Raw genomic sequence first — 13153 nt, 5'->3', positions numbered from 1 at the left:
AACTCGGCCAGCGCGCCCCACAGCGCCAGGATCACCCCGCCCGAGCGCCAGTCGGCATGCACGCAGGAGCGGCCCAGCTCCACCATCCGGGCGCGGTAGGGACGCAGCCGCGTGAGGTCGAACTCGGTCTCGCTGTACAGGCCGCCGACGCGCCGCGCCGCCGCCGGCGTGAGCACGCGATAGGTGCCGATCACCGCGCCCGACTCGCCGTCGGCGCCCTCCGGTGCGCGCACCAGCAGGTGCTCGCAGAAGTCGTCGAAGACGTCGATGTCGTGGCCGGCCGGCGCGCCCTGGGGCACGCTCAGGCGCGCACCCATCTCGTCGGCGAAGACCGCGTACCTCAGGCGCTGCGCGGCGCGAACATCCGCCTCGTCACGCGCCCAAGCCACCGTGAAGCGGCCGGGCTCTTCGTGTGCAGGTGCCGGATGAAGCGACCTCCTCGTCGCCGCTGCGGGCGCGATGAGGTCGGAAAGGGGCAGCGTGGGCAGGGGCAGGTCCCGCATCGGTCGGTTCTCCATCGTTGCCCGCCATGCTGGGCCGATGGAGTGACGCGGTCGTGACCCCTCAGTGACCGATCGATGACTCGGCGCGTTGCGACACCACCTTGTCGCCGCTGACCGGGTAGCGGTAGATGCGCTCGTTCAGGTGCCGCGCCACCTCGAGGATGTCGTCCTCGCTCCAGCCGAGGTTGGCCACGCCCTGCCAGCGCCGCACCTGCGCGCGCAGGCTGGCCCAGTCGGTGGCCAGGCGCTGATCGCGCCAGTGCATCTGCGAGTTGTGGCAGGCGATGCAGTGGGTGGTGTAGAGCAGTTCACCGCGCGTGGGTGACGGCGGCGCGGCCTGGGCGCCGAACGCCGCCGAGGCCAGCACGGTCAGCAGCGCGGCCTTCATCCCGGATGCGTCGGGTCGACCCATGGCACGTTCTCCGGCGGTTCGGCGGGCTCGATGTCGAGGTTGATCGCGACGGCCTCGCCGTCGCTGCGCACCAGCACGCACTCGAGCACCTCGGTCGGGCTGGCGTTGATCTCCTGGTGCGGCACGAAGGGCGGCACGTAGATGAAGTCGCCCGGCCCGGCCTCGGCAGTGAACTCGAGGCGTTCACCCCAGCGCATGCGCGCGCGGCCCTTGACGATGTAGATCACGCTCTCCAGCGGCCCGTGGTGGTGGGCGCCGGTCTTGGCGTTGGGGTGGATGTGCACGGTGCCGGCCCACAGCTTCTGCGCGCCGACGCGGGCGAAGTTGATCGCCGCCTTGCGGTCCATGCCCGGCGTCTGGGCGGTGTTGGGGTCGAGTCGGTCGCCCGGCACGACGCGCACGCCGTCGTGCTTCCAGGCGGGAGTAGCTTCAGGGGCGTGGCTCACGGGCGGCGCTCTCCGGGGCGTTGCGACCGCCCCATTCTGCCCGCCCGCGGCGCGTTCAGCGACCGCCCAGCCAGCCGAACAGGCTGCGCCGCGCGTCGGGCCGCGCACTGGCCGTGCTGCGCGTGACCATCAGGTTGGCGCCGAGGTACAGCGCGTTGAGCAGTCGCGAGGCGCGCTCCATGCTCATGCCGGGCCAGCCGGCGATCTGCTTGAGCGTGGCCGATTCGCGGCGCAGCCGTTCCGCGGCCGGGCCGAGCGCGCCGGGCAGCGGCAGGTCGTCGACCTTCGGGTTGCGCAGCACGCGATAGGCCGCCGTGCCGCCGATCTCGTTGAGGATGCGGCCGCGCGGGCCGAACAGCGCCAGCCGCCACAGCGCCGGCGCCAGCGAGTAGTAGCTGTCGTCGGCGGCCACGCGGTTGCTCATCGGGTGGCCAGGCGGGCGCACCACCGGCGGCTCGATGGCCATCGAGGTGACGCGGGCGAGCGACGGCTCCGGCGCCTCGGTCAGCGGGCGCGGGGCGTGGTAGATCATCTGCGCAGGGAACACCGTCATCGGCCACACCAGTTCGGCGAAGCGCAGATAGACCAGCGCAGGCTCCTGCAGGCGGATGCAGGCGGCCAGCACTTCGAGGGCGTCGGAGGCTTCCTGGCGCTTCTCGAGCGCGTCGATCTCGGCCATCAGCGTGCTCGACACCACCGTCGGGCGATCGTGGCCACGCATCGCGGCTTCGTGCAGGCGGTCGAAGCTGCTGACCTGCCAGAGGGTCGATGCGTGTTCGTCGGTGGACATGCCTTTGCTCGCTTGTGCTGTCTATATGGTCAGTGTGCACATTTGTGAGTGCGATGCCAATGCGGGAAGACCACCAGAATGAATGCCACCGGTAACAGCAGCCCCCAGAGCGGCTGGCCGAGGGCCCACAAGGTCAGGCCACTGACGAGCGACCAGCTTAGCGGCACCCACTGCCAAGTCCGGCACACAAAACGGTAAGCGGGCACGAACATCGGTAACACAGCGAGGGTGGCGAGCGCGGTGGCGTCAGGCGTGAGCCCGAAACTCTCGGTTTCAATCCAGCGCCGCCCGAAGGCCAGCGGCAGCAGCGGCATCAGCACGGGGACGGCCACCGCCGTGCCGAAACCCGCGGGCGACAGGCGCTCCGCACGGCGGGCGCCGAGGGCCGCCAACGCCAGCAGCAGCGCCTGCACCGCGAACGCCGCGGCGAAACCGGTGGCGGCCCAGTTGATGGCCGCATGGCGCTGCAGGTGGAAGGCCCAGGCGATCCACGCCCAGGCCACTGCCAGCACCCCCAGCATGACCCGCGGCGCCCACGGTGCACCGCGCCACAGCGCCGCCAGCAAGGCCAGCCAGAGCAGCGTCACCAGCGGCTGGGCCGGCCAGAGGCTCTCGTTGTAGAGCTCGAACAGCCGGAAGTAGGTGCGCGGCGCGTAGAGCAGGAAGTCCGACAGCCGGTAGGTCCACCACTCGCTCATGGCGGTGCGGCCGCGGGCTCAGAGCGCCGCGAGGTGCGAGGCGATGCGCGCACGCAAACCGGCGTCGGGCATCGGCCCGCGCGCCGCGCCCAGGTTCTGCCGCACGTGGGCGACCTGGCTGGTGGCGGGAATCGCGCAGGTCACGGCCGGGTGCGAGACGATGAACTTGAGCACCAGCTGCGCCCAGCCGTCGACGCCGAGCTCGGCCGCCCAGGGCGGCAGGCGATGGCGCTGCAGCTCGCGCAGCAACGCCCCCTCGCGGAACGGCCGGTTGGCGATCACCGCGATGCCGCGCTCCTGGGCCAGCGGCAGCAGGCGCTGCTCGGCCTCGCGGTCCAGCGGGTTGTAGCTGAGCTGCACGAAGTCGATCGGCTGGCTGCGCATCAGCCTCTCGATCTCGGCGTGCCGGCGGCCCTCCGAGGTGGTGATGCCGACGTAGCGCACCCGCCCGGCTGCCTTCATCGCCAGCAGCGCCGGCAGGTGTTCTTCCCAGGCGAGCAGGTTGTGCACCTGCAGCAGGTCGAAGCGCGCCACGCCCCAGAAGCGCCGCGAGACCTCGATCTGCGCCGAGCCGCGATCGCCCGAGCCGGTCCAGACCTTCTCGGCGGAAAACACCTGCGAAGTGCGGCCGATCTTCGCCAGCCCTTCGCCGATCACCGGTTGCGAGGAGCCGTACATCGGAGACGAATCGATCATCCGGCCGCCGTCGTCGAAGAAGGCGCGCATCACCTCCGCACAGGCCGCGCGCGCTGCCGGGTCGTTGCCGACGTTGAAGGTGATCCAGCTGCCCAGGCCGACGACCGGCAGCCGCTCGCCGCTGGAGGGAATCGGCTTGGTGAGCAGGCCGCCGGACGGCTGCGCGCCGGCCGGCCAGGCGCTCAGCATCGGCAGCGCGGCCAGCCCCTGCAGCAGACGACGTCGCGGCAGCGCTCGCATCGCCAGCCCCTCGCGCTCAGCCGCCGGAACGCCGGGCGGCGTGCCCTTCACGCGCCAGCATCTCCAGCACGCGCTCGACATGGTCGCCCTGGATCTCGAGCACGCCGTCCTTGGCCGCACCGCCGGCGCCGCAGGCGCTGCGCAGCCGCTTGCCGAGCGCGGTGAGGGCGTCGGCGTCCAGGGCCAGCCCGCGCACCAGCGTCACCGTCTTGCCGCCGCGCCCGGCGCGCTCGCGGCTCACGCGCACCTGGCCGTCGCCGCGCACCGCCTGCTTCGCCTGTTGCGCGCAGAGGCAGGCGGACTGGGGCTGGCGGCACTGCGGGCACATGCGCCCGCCTTCGGTGGAATACACGAGGGCCATGGGCTGCAGATTCTTCCATGCGGGCGGCGGTTCCGTGCCGGCTGAACTGGATACGTATACAGTCACACCAGCCCATGCCCACGCTTGCCGCCGACCCCTTCGCCACGTTGAACGACGCCCAGCGCGCCGCCGTCGAGCACCGCGGCGCACCACTGCTGGTGATCGCCGGCGCCGGCACCGGCAAGACCATGACGCTGGCGGCACGCGTGGCGAAACTGGTGCTCGAAGGCGCCGACCCGAACCGCATCCTGCTGCTGACCTTCTCGCGCCGCGCGGCGCAGGAGATGGAGCGCCGCGCCGGCCGCCTGCTGCACGGGGCACTCGGCCTGCGCGCCACCCAGGGCGCGCCCGCCCTGCCCTGGTCGGGCACCTTCCACGCGGTGGGCGCGCGGCTGCTGCGCGAATACGCCGGCTCGATCGGCCTGGCACCGCAGTTCACGATCCTCGATCGCGGCGATGCCGAAGACCTGATGGGCTGGGTGCGCCAGGAGCTCGGCCTGGCCGCCAGCGCCCAGCGCTTTCCGCTCAAGGGCACCTGCCTGGCGATCTACTCGCGCGTGGTCAACGCCTGCTGCAGCGTCGACGAGGCGGTGCAGACCACCTTCCCCTGGGTGCTGGGCTGGGAGGACGAGCTGAAGCGGCTGTTCCGCGCCTATGTGGATGCCAAGCAGCAGCAGCAGGTGCTCGACTACGACGACCTGCTGCTGTACTGGCAGCAGATGATGAGCGAGCCGGCGCTGGCCGCGGCGATCGGCGCGCGCTTCGACCACGTGCTGGTCGACGAGTACCAGGACACCAACCGGCTGCAGGCCGCCATCCTGCGCGCACTGCGCCCCGACGGCCGCGGCCTCACCGTGGTGGGCGACGACGCGCAGGCGATCTATTCGTTCCGCGCCGCCGAGGTGCGCAACATCCTCGACTTCGCGGCGCAGTTCGAGCCGCCGGCACGCACGGTCACGCTGACGCGCAACTACCGCTCGACGCAGCCCCTGCTCGACGCCTCCAATGCGGTGATCGGGCTGGCTGCCGAACGCCACGCCAAGGAGCTGCACAGCGATCGCACCGGCGAGAAGCCGCGCCTCGTGACGGTCGCCGACGAACTCGCGCAGGCCCGCTGGGTGGCCGACGAGGTGCTGCGCCTGCGCGAAGGCGGCCTGCCGCTGAAGCAGCAGGCAGTGCTGTTCCGCACCGGTCACCACAGCGCCACGCTGGAGCTGGAACTGGCACGCCGCGGCATTCCGTTCGTCAAGTTCGGCGGGCTGAAGTTTCTCGAGGCTGCGCACGTCAAGGACCTGCTCTCCGTGCTGCGCTGGGTGCAAAACCCGCGCGGCCGGCTGGCGGGCTTCCGCGTCGCCCAGCTGATCCCGGGGCTGGGCCCGGCCTCGGCGCGCCGCCTGCTCGATGCGATGGGCGCGGCCGACGAACCGCGCGCCGCGTTGTGCGCCTTCAAGCCGCCCGCATCGGCCGCAGCGGGCTGGCGGGAGTGGCTGCACACCGAAGAGCAACTGCACGCCACCGGCTGGCCGGAGGCGCTCGGCCGCGCACGGCGCTGGTACGAGCCGCACCTCGAACGCCTGCACGACGATGCCGCCGTGCGCGCGGCCGACCTGGCGCAGCTCGAGCGCATCGCGGCCACCTTCCCGAGCCGCGAACGCTTCCTCGCCGAGCTGACGCTCGATCCGCCCGAGGCCACCAGCGCCGAAGCCGACGAGCCGCACCGCGACGAGGACTACCTGATCCTTTCGACCATGCATTCGGCCAAGGGGCAGGAGTGGGGCGCGGTGCAGATCCTCAACGCGGTCGACGGCTGCATGCCGGCCGACCTGGCCACCGGCCACGCCAGCGAGATCGAGGAGGAGCGCCGGCTGCTCTACGTGGCGATGACACGCGCCAAGCACCACCTCGCGCTGCTGGTGCCGCAGAAGTTCCACGTCACGCAGCAGGCGAAGTACGGCGATCGCCACCTGTACGGCTCGCTCACGCGCTTCATCCCCGAAGCGCTGGCGCAGCGCTGCTTCGAGCGCGAGGCGCCCACGACGATGCAGCCCGCCGAGACCATCGCGCCGCCGCTGCCGGCCATCGACCTGAAGGCGCGCGTGCGGCGCGCCTTCTGAACGAAGGCAGCGGAGATGCGCTTACTGCGCCGCCACGCCCGATTCGATCTCCACCGCCGGCGTGCGCACGGCGCGACCCTTGCGGCCCTTGCCCCGCTTCGGCGCGGCCTTCTTCGCCGCCACGGGCTTCTTCGCTGCCGCACGCTTCTTCGGCGCCGGCGCAGCAGCCGGTGCATCGATCAGGAAGGCGTCGCGGTTCTTCGCGCTGGCGATCCACGCCGGCGGGCGGCCGCGGCCGGTCCAGGTCTGGCCGGTCTTCGGATCGCGGTATTTGGCCTCGCCCGCGCTTCGCCGTGCCGGCTTGCGGCCAGCGGCCCTGCCGGCGCGGCCGCCGAGCCCCAGGTCGGCAGCGGTCAGGCCGTAGTCGGCGATCGCCTGGCGCACCTGCGCGATGACGTTCTTGAGCTCCTGGCGCCGCAGTTCTTCGGCTTCCCGCTCCAGCTTGGCGATCTGCGCTCGCACGGCCTGGTAGGTCTTCATGGCATTCCTTGTGTTGTCGTCGATCGGGCGCCACCCAACGTCGTGGCGGCCGTCATTCTGGCTCATCGGCCGTCACGGGCTCTCGGGCAGCTCCGGCTGGGGCCACTCGAGCAGTTCGGCCAGGCGGTGCACCACCCACGCCGCTTCGCCGGGCGCGAGCCCGGCGTCGCCGGAGCGCAGGCCGGCATGGCAGCGCTGCAGCACCTCGTCTTCCGCGAGCCCGGCGCCGAACAGCATCGCCCGCGCGTGCTCGGTCATCGCCTGGGCGAGGTCCTCGCAGAGCTCGTGGCGCGCGGCGACCTGCTCGCGCGGCAGCAGCAGGCGGTGGCGGCCCGGGCTGCGGTAGAGGTCGAGGAAGGCCTCGGGCACCAGGATCTGGGAATGCTCGTCCATCGAGTGAGTTCGTCTTGTGTTGGCGCAGGGACGGCGGCCGCCCGGCTGCGTAGTCTCGCCTGAATGGAACATCGCGACATGCGCATCGTCTTCCTCGATTTCGGCGGCGTCACGCACCCCAACGCGGCCGATGACGAGGCGCGCGCCGTGCACCGCGGCGCGGCGCTGGGCCAGGTGCGGCTCGACGCCTTCTGCTGGTTCGACATCCTGCCGGGCCTGCTGGCCGGCCACGACGATGTGTTCGTGGTGGTGCACTCCAACTGGCGCTTCAGCCACTCGCCCGAGGAAATCGGCGACCTGCTCGGCAACCTGGGCAACCGCTACCTCGGCACCACGCCCAAGGGCGACCGCTACGCCTGCATCCAGGCCTGGCTGGCGCGCCACCCGACGGTCAGCAGCTACATCATCCTCGACGATTCGCCGCTGGCCTTCGGCGACCCGCCGCCGCCCGAGCTGATCCTGTGCGACCCGCGCACCGGCCTGTCGGAGCCGCGCGTGCAGCAGCAGATCAAGCGCTGGCTGGCCGGCGGCTGAACGCACGGTGCCCGGCGCTGGGCCGCCCCTCGGGGGCAGGAGCGAAGCGACTGGGGGGCGCAGTCAGGCCATCTTGACCGCGGTGCCGCTGACCGAGACCATCATCATCCCGTTGGTCTCGCCGAGCACCTCGTAGTCGAAGTCGATGCCGACCACGCCGTCGGCGCCCATCTCCCTAGCCGCCGCCGTCATGTCGGCCAGCGCGGCGTCGCGCGCACCGGCCAGCGCCCGCTCGTAGCCGCCGGCGCGCCCGCCGACGACGTCGCGGATCGACGAGAACATGTCGCGGAAGATGTTGGCGCCGATGATCGCCTCGCCGTTGACCACGCCGAGGTATTTCTCGACGCGCGCGGCCTCGCCGTTCGGCTGGACGGTGGCGAGGAAGAAGCCGTCGTCGGCCTTGGAAAACCAGCCCATGCTGCACTCCCGGGGGTTGAGATGGAGCGGCGACGATAGCGCCCTCAGCGAACCCCCTCGGCGATGCCGAGATTGCGCACGAGCCAGCCGGCGATCGTGGCATTCGCGGCCTGCAGCACGCTGCGGTCGAAGCCGGGCGGATCGCCGAGCAGTTCGGCGAGCCGGCCGCCCAGGGCCGGCGGCATCGGCGAAAGGTAGACACCGTGCCCGGCGGTCGGCAGGTCGACCAGCCGCTCGCAGCTCGCGCAGGCCTGCAGCACCCGCTCGGCGTGGAAGCGCGGCAGCAGCCAGCGGTCCTGCCCGGCGGTGGCCAGCGCCAGCGGCACGCGCGGCGCGGCGAGGCTGGCCGGCTCGAAGATCGCGGCCGCGGGCGCCGCCGCCACCACCGCGGCCACGCGCGGATCGTGGTGGCTGTGCCATGTCTCGTCGCGAAAGCGCAGTCCGATCACGAAGCGGGCGAGCGCCTGCTTCAGCCCGTCGAGCACTCCGCCATCGAGCTGCGTGATGACGCCGACGCAGAACGCGAAGTCCTCGGCCAGGTGCTCGTCGCAGTGGCGGCGGAAGCGGTCGCTCGACCAGCGGGCCCCGGCCAGCGTGAGCGCGGTGTGTCCGCCGGCCGAGTAGCCGAACACGCCCACGCGGTCCAGCGACAGCAGCGGCGCGAAGCGCGGGTCGCGGCCCAGCGCGTCGATGGTGCGCGACACCTCGAGCGGCCGGCGCAGCAGGGCGCCCGGCGCATCGCTGCGGTCGCGGAAGTTGTCGGCGTGGTGCAGCGGCAGTGCAACCACGAAGCCGGCGCGCACCAGCGCGCGCGCCAGGTCGGCGTGCACCCAGGTGGAGCCACCGGTGCCGTGCGAGATCACCACCAGCCGCCCGTTGCCGCGCACGGGCACGGCAGCCGCCGCCAGCTCCAGCACGAACGGCCCGATCGGCGTGGGCCGCTCGGTCTCGTCGGTCGGGTAGTGGACGGTGACCGGGCCGAGTTCGTCGGTGGGCGGCAGTTCCGTCCAGCCCATGCCGGCGTGTGCGGCCACCGAGGCCAGCAGCGCGAGCGCGGCCACGGCGGCACGCCCGAAGTCCAGGATCGAAGGTTTCATCTTGGGGCTCCCGCGGAAGCGAGGGCTTCCGGTGGAGCGCACGATCGGCGTGCGGCGGCGATCCGTCTCGCCGAAACCCGCCAACGCCGGCCGTTTTCAGGTTTCGGCCAGCTTTTCCCGCCGGAACTCGGTCGGCGTGAGGCCGGTGGCCGCCTTGAAGGCCCGGTTGAAGGGCCCGATCGACTGGAAGCCGGATTCCAGGGCGATGCTCAGCACCGGCAGCTCGCGCCGCAGCGGATCGGCCAGCGCCGCACGGGCCTCGGCCAGCCGGTGGCCGTTGACGAAGGCGCTGAAGTTGCGGTGGCCCAGGCGCTGGTTGATCAGCCGGCGCAGCCGGTATTCGGGCACGCCCAGGCGCGCCGCCAGCGTGGTGATGCTCAGGTTCTCGTCGCGGTAGGCACGCTCCTGCGTCATCAGCCGTTCGAGTTCCTGCCCGAGCCGTTCCTCGGCCGCATCGGGCACGGGCGCCTCTGGCTGCGCGGCCGAAAGGGCCGGCGCCGCGACGGGAAACAGCTCGCTGGGCCCGAGCCGCAGCAGCCTGGCCGCGATGATCGCGACGATCAGCAGCATCGCGATCACGTCGAGCAGGGCCAGCGCGGGTGACAGCCGGCCCTGCGGCGACAGCAGCCTCGCGGCCAGCATGGCCAGCGTGTAGGCCACGCCGGTGACGAGGATGAACACGCGCAGCCGGCGCCGGCCTTCGACCAGGTCGTCGCGCCAGCGCGTCGCCGCCGCCTGCGCGGCCAGCACGGCGAACAGCAGCGGCACGGCGCGCTGCACGCCGACGGTGAGCTCGCGCAGCGGCCAGGCGCCCGCCGCGACACTGAGCGTGCAGTTGGCCAGGCTCAGCACGGCCACGCCGGCCCAGGCCAGTGCATGCACGCGGCCCGGCACGAAGCCGTCATCGAACAGCGCGCGCACGAAGATCCAGAACAGCACCACGTTGGCCACCGCGATGCTGATCAGCGGCGCCTGCCAGGCGAACGCGAGGTGGGCCTCGATCCAGGGCGTTGCGCCGATCGCCTGCACGCACTGGCCGAGCGCCAGCGCCACGCCGGCGCGCGCCGCCGCCGAAGCGCGCCGCTCGCGCCACAGCACCCCGGCCACGGTCAGCAGCAACGCCAGCAACATGCCGCGCAGCGCGGCGTCGAGCAGCGTCAGCGGCATGCCGGCCTCGTCGGAACGCCTGCGCGGGTCAGGGCCGCGCCGGCAGCAGCCCGAAGCGCCACAGCAGGAAGGCGTAGATGTCGCCGCGCTGGCTGGCGCCCTGTTGCGCGGTGCTGCCCACGCCGTGGCCGGCCTGCATGTCGATGCGCATCAACACCGGGTTGCCGCTGGCGCTGGCCTGCTGCAGCCGGGCCGCGGTCTTGGCGCTCTGCCACACGTCGACGCGCGGGTCGTTCATGCCGTGCACCAGCATCACCGCCGGGTAGGCCACGCCGTCGCGGATCTGCTGGTAGGTGCTCATCTCCAGCAGCGCGCGGAACTCCATCGGGTCCTTCACCGTGCCGAACTCGGAGACGTTGGTGATGCCGTTGGCCGATTCCTCGAAGCGCACCGTGTCGAGCACGCCGACGTCGAACACCGCCGCGGCGAACAGCTCGGGCGCACTGGTGACAGCGCGGCCGACGAAGATGCCGCCGGCGCTCGTTCCCCAGATGCCCAGCGTCTGCGGCGAGGCGTAGCCCTGCGCGATCAGCCAGCGCGCCGCCGCGATGCCGTCCTTCCAGGTGTTGGGTTTGCTGGCCTTGAAGCCGGCGCGGTACCAGGTGTCGCCGAAGGCGCCGCTGCCGCGCACATTGGCCAGCGCGATCACGCCGCCGCGCTCGAACCAGGCCAGGCTGCGCGGATCGAAGCCGGCCTGGAAGCTGAAGCCGTAGGCGCCGTAGCCGATCAGCAGCGTCGGGTTGCGGCCGTCGCGCACCAGGCCCTGCCGATGGATCACCGCCAGCGGCACGCGCGCGCCGTCGTGGCTCTCGACCATCACCTCCGACACCTCGAGCTCCGGCGTGCCGGCCGGGCGGCGGCTGTCGCGGATGCCGGTGTCGCGGGCGCCGCCCTTCGCATCGATGGCAAGCACGCGCGGCGGTTCGGTCCAGCGGCTGGTGGCGACCCACGGCGAAGCGTAGGCCCGAGCCGCGTCCTCGACCACGAAGGTGGTGCCGGCCACGCCCGGCGCCACGTCGGCCCCGTCGCGCGGCGTGCCGCGGCCATGGCGCATCACCCGGGTGTTGAAGCCCTGCTGCACCTCGACATAGATCGCGTCGCGGCCGAGGGTGAACTCGCGCAGCGTGCCCTGCGCCGGCTCGGGCACCACCTCGCGAGCCTTCCGCAGCGACGGCGTGCCCTTCGCCAGCGGCAGCGCCAAGACGCGGCCGCGCGGCGCCCCGGCGCGGGTGCGCAGATATAGCGTGTCGCCGCGCAGCTGCGCATCGGTGATCTGGTCTTCGGCCCGGCTGATCGGCTGCCACGGAATCGGCTTGGCCGAGGCCAGCGCCGCCACCGGCGCGACGAACAGCCGGCCCTCGGGCACCGTGGTGTCGGTGGTGCGCGCCACCATCCAGCGGCTGCCGGGCGCGAAGAACACCGCGCCGACATCGAGCCGCTCGAGGCCCAGCGACGGCTGCAGCGCGCGGCCGAAGATCGGCCTCGGCTCGGCCTGCGGCCGGTCGATGTCGATCACGTAGACGGTGCTGTCGAGGTAGGTCTCGGTGTCCGGCGCGCCGGCCGGCAGCTCGCGGTTCTGGTTGAAGGTGAGGCGGCGGCTGTCGGGCGAGAAGCTGGCGTACTCCTGTCGCACGCGCGGCACCGGCTCGCGCAGCGCCTTGCCGCTGGCGGTGTCGATCAGGTGCAGCGAGGCGTCTTCCGACCCGGCGGCCGACAGGCCGAACGCCAGCGTGCGGCCGTCCCACGACGGCACGTACCAGTTGATCGCATGTGGCACGCCGTCGCGGGCGTGCTGCTGCGGGTCGACGAGCATGCGTTCTGCGCCCGCGCCGTTGCGCAGCATCAGCTTGAACTGGTTGTCGCCGGCGCGGCGCTTGAGGTAGTAGCTGCGGCCGCCGGGAAAGCGGCGCAGGTCGCGCACCACGTCGCCGGACGACCGTGACAGCTCGGCGATGCGCTGTGCCAGCGCCTCGCGGCCCTCGATGCGCGCGAGCAGCGCCTCGCCGTAGGCGGCCTGCGCCTCCAGCCAGGCGCGGGTGCGCGGATCGCGCAGGTTCTCGAGGTTGCGGAACGGGTCTTCCACGCGCACGCCGTGCAGCGTGTCGACCACCGGATCGCTCGGCGCGGGCGGCGGCGAGGCCAGGGCCAGCGACGTGGCCAACACGGGCGCGGCCGCCCGGAGCAGGCGCAGGAACGGTTTCATCGTGCACTCCCTGGGGCCTTCTGCGGGCCTCCCACTTGACGCATGCTAATCCAGCCCGAGCGCAAGGCTCGCGGGTGAGCGGAGTCAATGCGCCGGCGCGGGCCGCGCCTAGATTCGGCTCGGGCGTTGCCAATGGGGTGGCGCGGAGCGAGCGATGAAGAACTGGCTGGTGGTGGCCAACGGTGCGCGGGCGCGCGTTCTCGAAGAGGCCGAAGGCGGCGGCTACGTGCACGTGGCCGACGTGGTGCATCCGGAGAGCCGGCTCAAGGGCTCGCAGCTGGAGTTCGATCGGCCCGGCCACGTGACCAGCGGCGCGCACGGCGCCGGCAGCGCCGAGTACCGGCCGCGGGTGGAGCCTCACGACCGCGAACTGCAGCACTTCGCCGAGGAACTCGCCAAGGTGCTGGATGCCGGCGTGGCCGACGGGCGCTGCGCCGGGCTGATCCTGGTGGTCTCCAACCCCTTCCTCGGCCACCTCAAGGCGCGCCTGGGCACCCAGGCGCGCGAGCGGGTGCTGCGCAGCGTGGCGCACGACTACACCGCGCTCGGCGACGCCGAACTGGCGCAACGCCTGGCCGCCGGCTGAGCGCGGCGGCCGGCTC

General features: G+C 72.4%; 16 protein-coding genes. 3 read left to right on the top strand and 13 right to left on the bottom strand.

The genetic code is table 11. The features are described from left to right. From AB7U92_RS09575 to AB7U92_RS09545, 7 genes are all read right to left on the bottom strand, one after another. On the bottom strand, positions 1 to 503 hold a 503-nt coding region (locus AB7U92_RS09575), incomplete at its 3' end, for a GNAT family N-acetyltransferase (protein ID WP_428575960.1). A 61-nt stretch (positions 504 to 564) separates the two neighbouring features. Next, positions 565 to 915, bottom strand: a complete 351-nt coding sequence (locus AB7U92_RS09570) for a cytochrome C (protein WP_428575959.1) — start codon at positions 913 to 915, stop codon at positions 565 to 567. Continuing rightward, positions 888 to 1361, bottom strand: a complete 474-nt coding sequence (locus AB7U92_RS09565; RefSeq protein WP_428575958.1) for a cupin domain-containing protein — start codon at positions 1359 to 1361, stop codon at positions 888 to 890. The genes AB7U92_RS09570 and AB7U92_RS09565 overlap by 28 nt, the downstream gene beginning before the upstream one ends. 55 nt (positions 1362 to 1416) lie before the next feature. Continuing rightward, a complete protein-coding gene (locus tag AB7U92_RS09560) occupies positions 1417 to 2151 on the bottom strand; it encodes a hypothetical protein (RefSeq protein ID WP_428575957.1) in 735 nt (244 codons plus the stop codon). 29 nt (positions 2152 to 2180) lie between these two features. Beyond that, complete coding sequence (locus AB7U92_RS09555) at positions 2181 to 2849, bottom strand: DUF6064 family protein (protein ID WP_428575956.1); 669 nt, start codon at positions 2847 to 2849, stop codon at positions 2181 to 2183. Between the two features lie 18 nt (positions 2850 to 2867). Beyond that, complete coding sequence (locus AB7U92_RS09550) at positions 2868 to 3785, bottom strand: aldo/keto reductase (protein WP_428575955.1); 918 nt, start codon at positions 3783 to 3785, stop codon at positions 2868 to 2870. 16 nt (positions 3786 to 3801) lie between these two features. Continuing rightward, entirely contained in the window at positions 3802 to 4146 is a 345-nt protein-coding gene (locus AB7U92_RS09545; RefSeq protein WP_428575954.1) for a translation initiation factor Sui1, read from the bottom strand. 74 nt (positions 4147 to 4220) lie between these two features. Here AB7U92_RS09545 and AB7U92_RS09540 point away from each other — a divergent pair, with 74 nt between their 5' ends. Further along, positions 4221 to 6260 carry an ATP-dependent helicase gene (locus AB7U92_RS09540; RefSeq protein ID WP_428575953.1) on the top strand — a complete coding sequence of 680 codons (2040 nt, stop codon included), beginning with the start codon at positions 4221 to 4223 and terminating at the stop codon, positions 6258 to 6260. Between the two features lie 21 nt (positions 6261 to 6281). On the opposite strand, the gene AB7U92_RS09535 is transcribed toward AB7U92_RS09540, so the two are convergent. Together AB7U92_RS09535 and AB7U92_RS09530 are read right to left on the bottom strand one after the other, a co-directional pair. Further along, positions 6282 to 6740 carry an H-NS family nucleoid-associated regulatory protein gene (locus tag AB7U92_RS09535; protein ID WP_428575952.1) on the bottom strand — a complete coding sequence of 153 codons (459 nt, stop codon included), beginning with the start codon at positions 6738 to 6740 and terminating at the stop codon, positions 6282 to 6284. 72 nt (positions 6741 to 6812) lie between these two features. Then, a complete protein-coding gene (locus AB7U92_RS09530) occupies positions 6813 to 7133 on the bottom strand; it encodes an ATPase with chaperone activity (RefSeq protein WP_428575951.1) in 321 nt (106 codons plus the stop codon). A 63-nt stretch (positions 7134 to 7196) separates the two neighbouring features. Here AB7U92_RS09530 and AB7U92_RS09525 point away from each other — a divergent pair, with 63 nt between their 5' ends. Continuing rightward, positions 7197 to 7667, top strand: coding sequence for an HAD domain-containing protein (locus AB7U92_RS09525; protein WP_428575950.1), 471 nt, complete (start codon positions 7197 to 7199; stop codon positions 7665 to 7667). 63 nt (positions 7668 to 7730) lie between these two features. Here AB7U92_RS09525 and AB7U92_RS09520 read toward each other — a convergent pair whose 3' ends face one another. The 4 genes from AB7U92_RS09520 to AB7U92_RS09505 all read right to left on the bottom strand — a co-directional run bounded on the left by AB7U92_RS09520 (position 7731) and on the right by AB7U92_RS09505 (position 12551). Continuing rightward, positions 7731 to 8084, bottom strand: coding sequence for a heavy metal-binding domain-containing protein (locus tag AB7U92_RS09520; protein ID WP_428575949.1), 354 nt, complete (start codon positions 8082 to 8084; stop codon positions 7731 to 7733). 44 nt (positions 8085 to 8128) lie between these two features. Then, positions 8129 to 9181 carry an alpha/beta hydrolase family protein gene (locus tag AB7U92_RS09515; RefSeq protein ID WP_428575948.1) on the bottom strand — a complete coding sequence of 351 codons (1053 nt, stop codon included), beginning with the start codon at positions 9179 to 9181 and terminating at the stop codon, positions 8129 to 8131. Positions 9182 to 9277: 96 nt separating this feature from the next. Further along, the gene (locus tag AB7U92_RS09510) at positions 9278 to 10348 is read right to left on the bottom strand and encodes a helix-turn-helix domain-containing protein (protein ID WP_428575947.1); all 1071 of its coding nucleotides are present in this window, start codon (positions 10346 to 10348) and stop codon (positions 9278 to 9280) included. Positions 10349 to 10376: 28 nt separating this feature from the next. Further along, complete coding sequence (locus tag AB7U92_RS09505) at positions 10377 to 12551, bottom strand: prolyl oligopeptidase family serine peptidase (RefSeq protein WP_428575946.1); 2175 nt, start codon at positions 12549 to 12551, stop codon at positions 10377 to 10379. Positions 12552 to 12705: 154 nt separating this feature from the next. Here AB7U92_RS09505 and AB7U92_RS09500 point away from each other — a divergent pair, with 154 nt between their 5' ends. Beyond that, the gene (locus AB7U92_RS09500; protein ID WP_428575945.1) at positions 12706 to 13137 is read left to right on the top strand and encodes a host attachment protein; all 432 of its coding nucleotides are present in this window, start codon (positions 12706 to 12708) and stop codon (positions 13135 to 13137) included. The last annotated feature ends 16 nt before the right edge of the window (positions 13138 to 13153 follow it).

The organism is Piscinibacter sp. (assembly GCF_050175855.1).
Classification (GTDB): domain Bacteria; phylum Pseudomonadota; class Gammaproteobacteria; order Burkholderiales; family Burkholderiaceae_C; genus Piscinibacter.
The sequence above is the reverse complement of the archived record's forward strand: the minus strand, read 5'-3'. Positions and strand labels throughout refer to the sequence as shown.

Excerpts from the sequence above, each read along its gene's own strand:
- AB7U92_RS09555 (WP_428575956.1), bottom strand. The coding sequence starts at position 2,849 with ATGAGCGAGTGGTGGACCTACCGGCTGTCGGACTTCCTGCTCTACGCG.
- AB7U92_RS09540 (WP_428575953.1), top strand. The coding sequence starts at position 4,221 with ATGCCCACGCTTGCCGCCGACCCCTTCGCCACGTTGAACGACGCCCAG.
- AB7U92_RS09525 (WP_428575950.1), top strand. The coding sequence starts at position 7,197 with ATGGAACATCGCGACATGCGCATCGTCTTCCTCGATTTCGGCGGCGTC.
- AB7U92_RS09505 (WP_428575946.1), bottom strand. The coding sequence starts at position 12,551 with ATGAAACCGTTCCTGCGCCTGCTCCGGGCGGCCGCGCCCGTGTTGGCC.
- AB7U92_RS09510 (WP_428575947.1), bottom strand. The coding sequence starts at position 10,348 with ATGCCGCTGACGCTGCTCGACGCCGCGCTGCGCGGCATGTTGCTGGCG.
- AB7U92_RS09530 (WP_428575951.1), bottom strand. The coding sequence starts at position 7,133 with ATGGACGAGCATTCCCAGATCCTGGTGCCCGAGGCCTTCCTCGACCTC.
- AB7U92_RS09570 (WP_428575959.1), bottom strand. The coding sequence starts at position 915 with ATGGGTCGACCCGACGCATCCGGGATGAAGGCCGCGCTGCTGACCGTG.
- AB7U92_RS09560 (WP_428575957.1), bottom strand. The coding sequence starts at position 2,151 with ATGTCCACCGACGAACACGCATCGACCCTCTGGCAGGTCAGCAGCTTC.
- AB7U92_RS09520 (WP_428575949.1), bottom strand. The coding sequence starts at position 8,084 with ATGGGCTGGTTTTCCAAGGCCGACGACGGCTTCTTCCTCGCCACCGTC.
- AB7U92_RS09550 (WP_428575955.1), bottom strand. The coding sequence starts at position 3,785 with ATGCGAGCGCTGCCGCGACGTCGTCTGCTGCAGGGGCTGGCCGCGCTG.
- AB7U92_RS09500 (WP_428575945.1), top strand. The coding sequence starts at position 12,706 with ATGAAGAACTGGCTGGTGGTGGCCAACGGTGCGCGGGCGCGCGTTCTC.
- AB7U92_RS09515 (WP_428575948.1), bottom strand. The coding sequence starts at position 9,181 with ATGAAACCTTCGATCCTGGACTTCGGGCGTGCCGCCGTGGCCGCGCTC.
- AB7U92_RS09535 (WP_428575952.1), bottom strand. The coding sequence starts at position 6,740 with ATGAAGACCTACCAGGCCGTGCGAGCGCAGATCGCCAAGCTGGAGCGG.
- AB7U92_RS09545 (WP_428575954.1), bottom strand. The coding sequence starts at position 4,146 with ATGGCCCTCGTGTATTCCACCGAAGGCGGGCGCATGTGCCCGCAGTGC.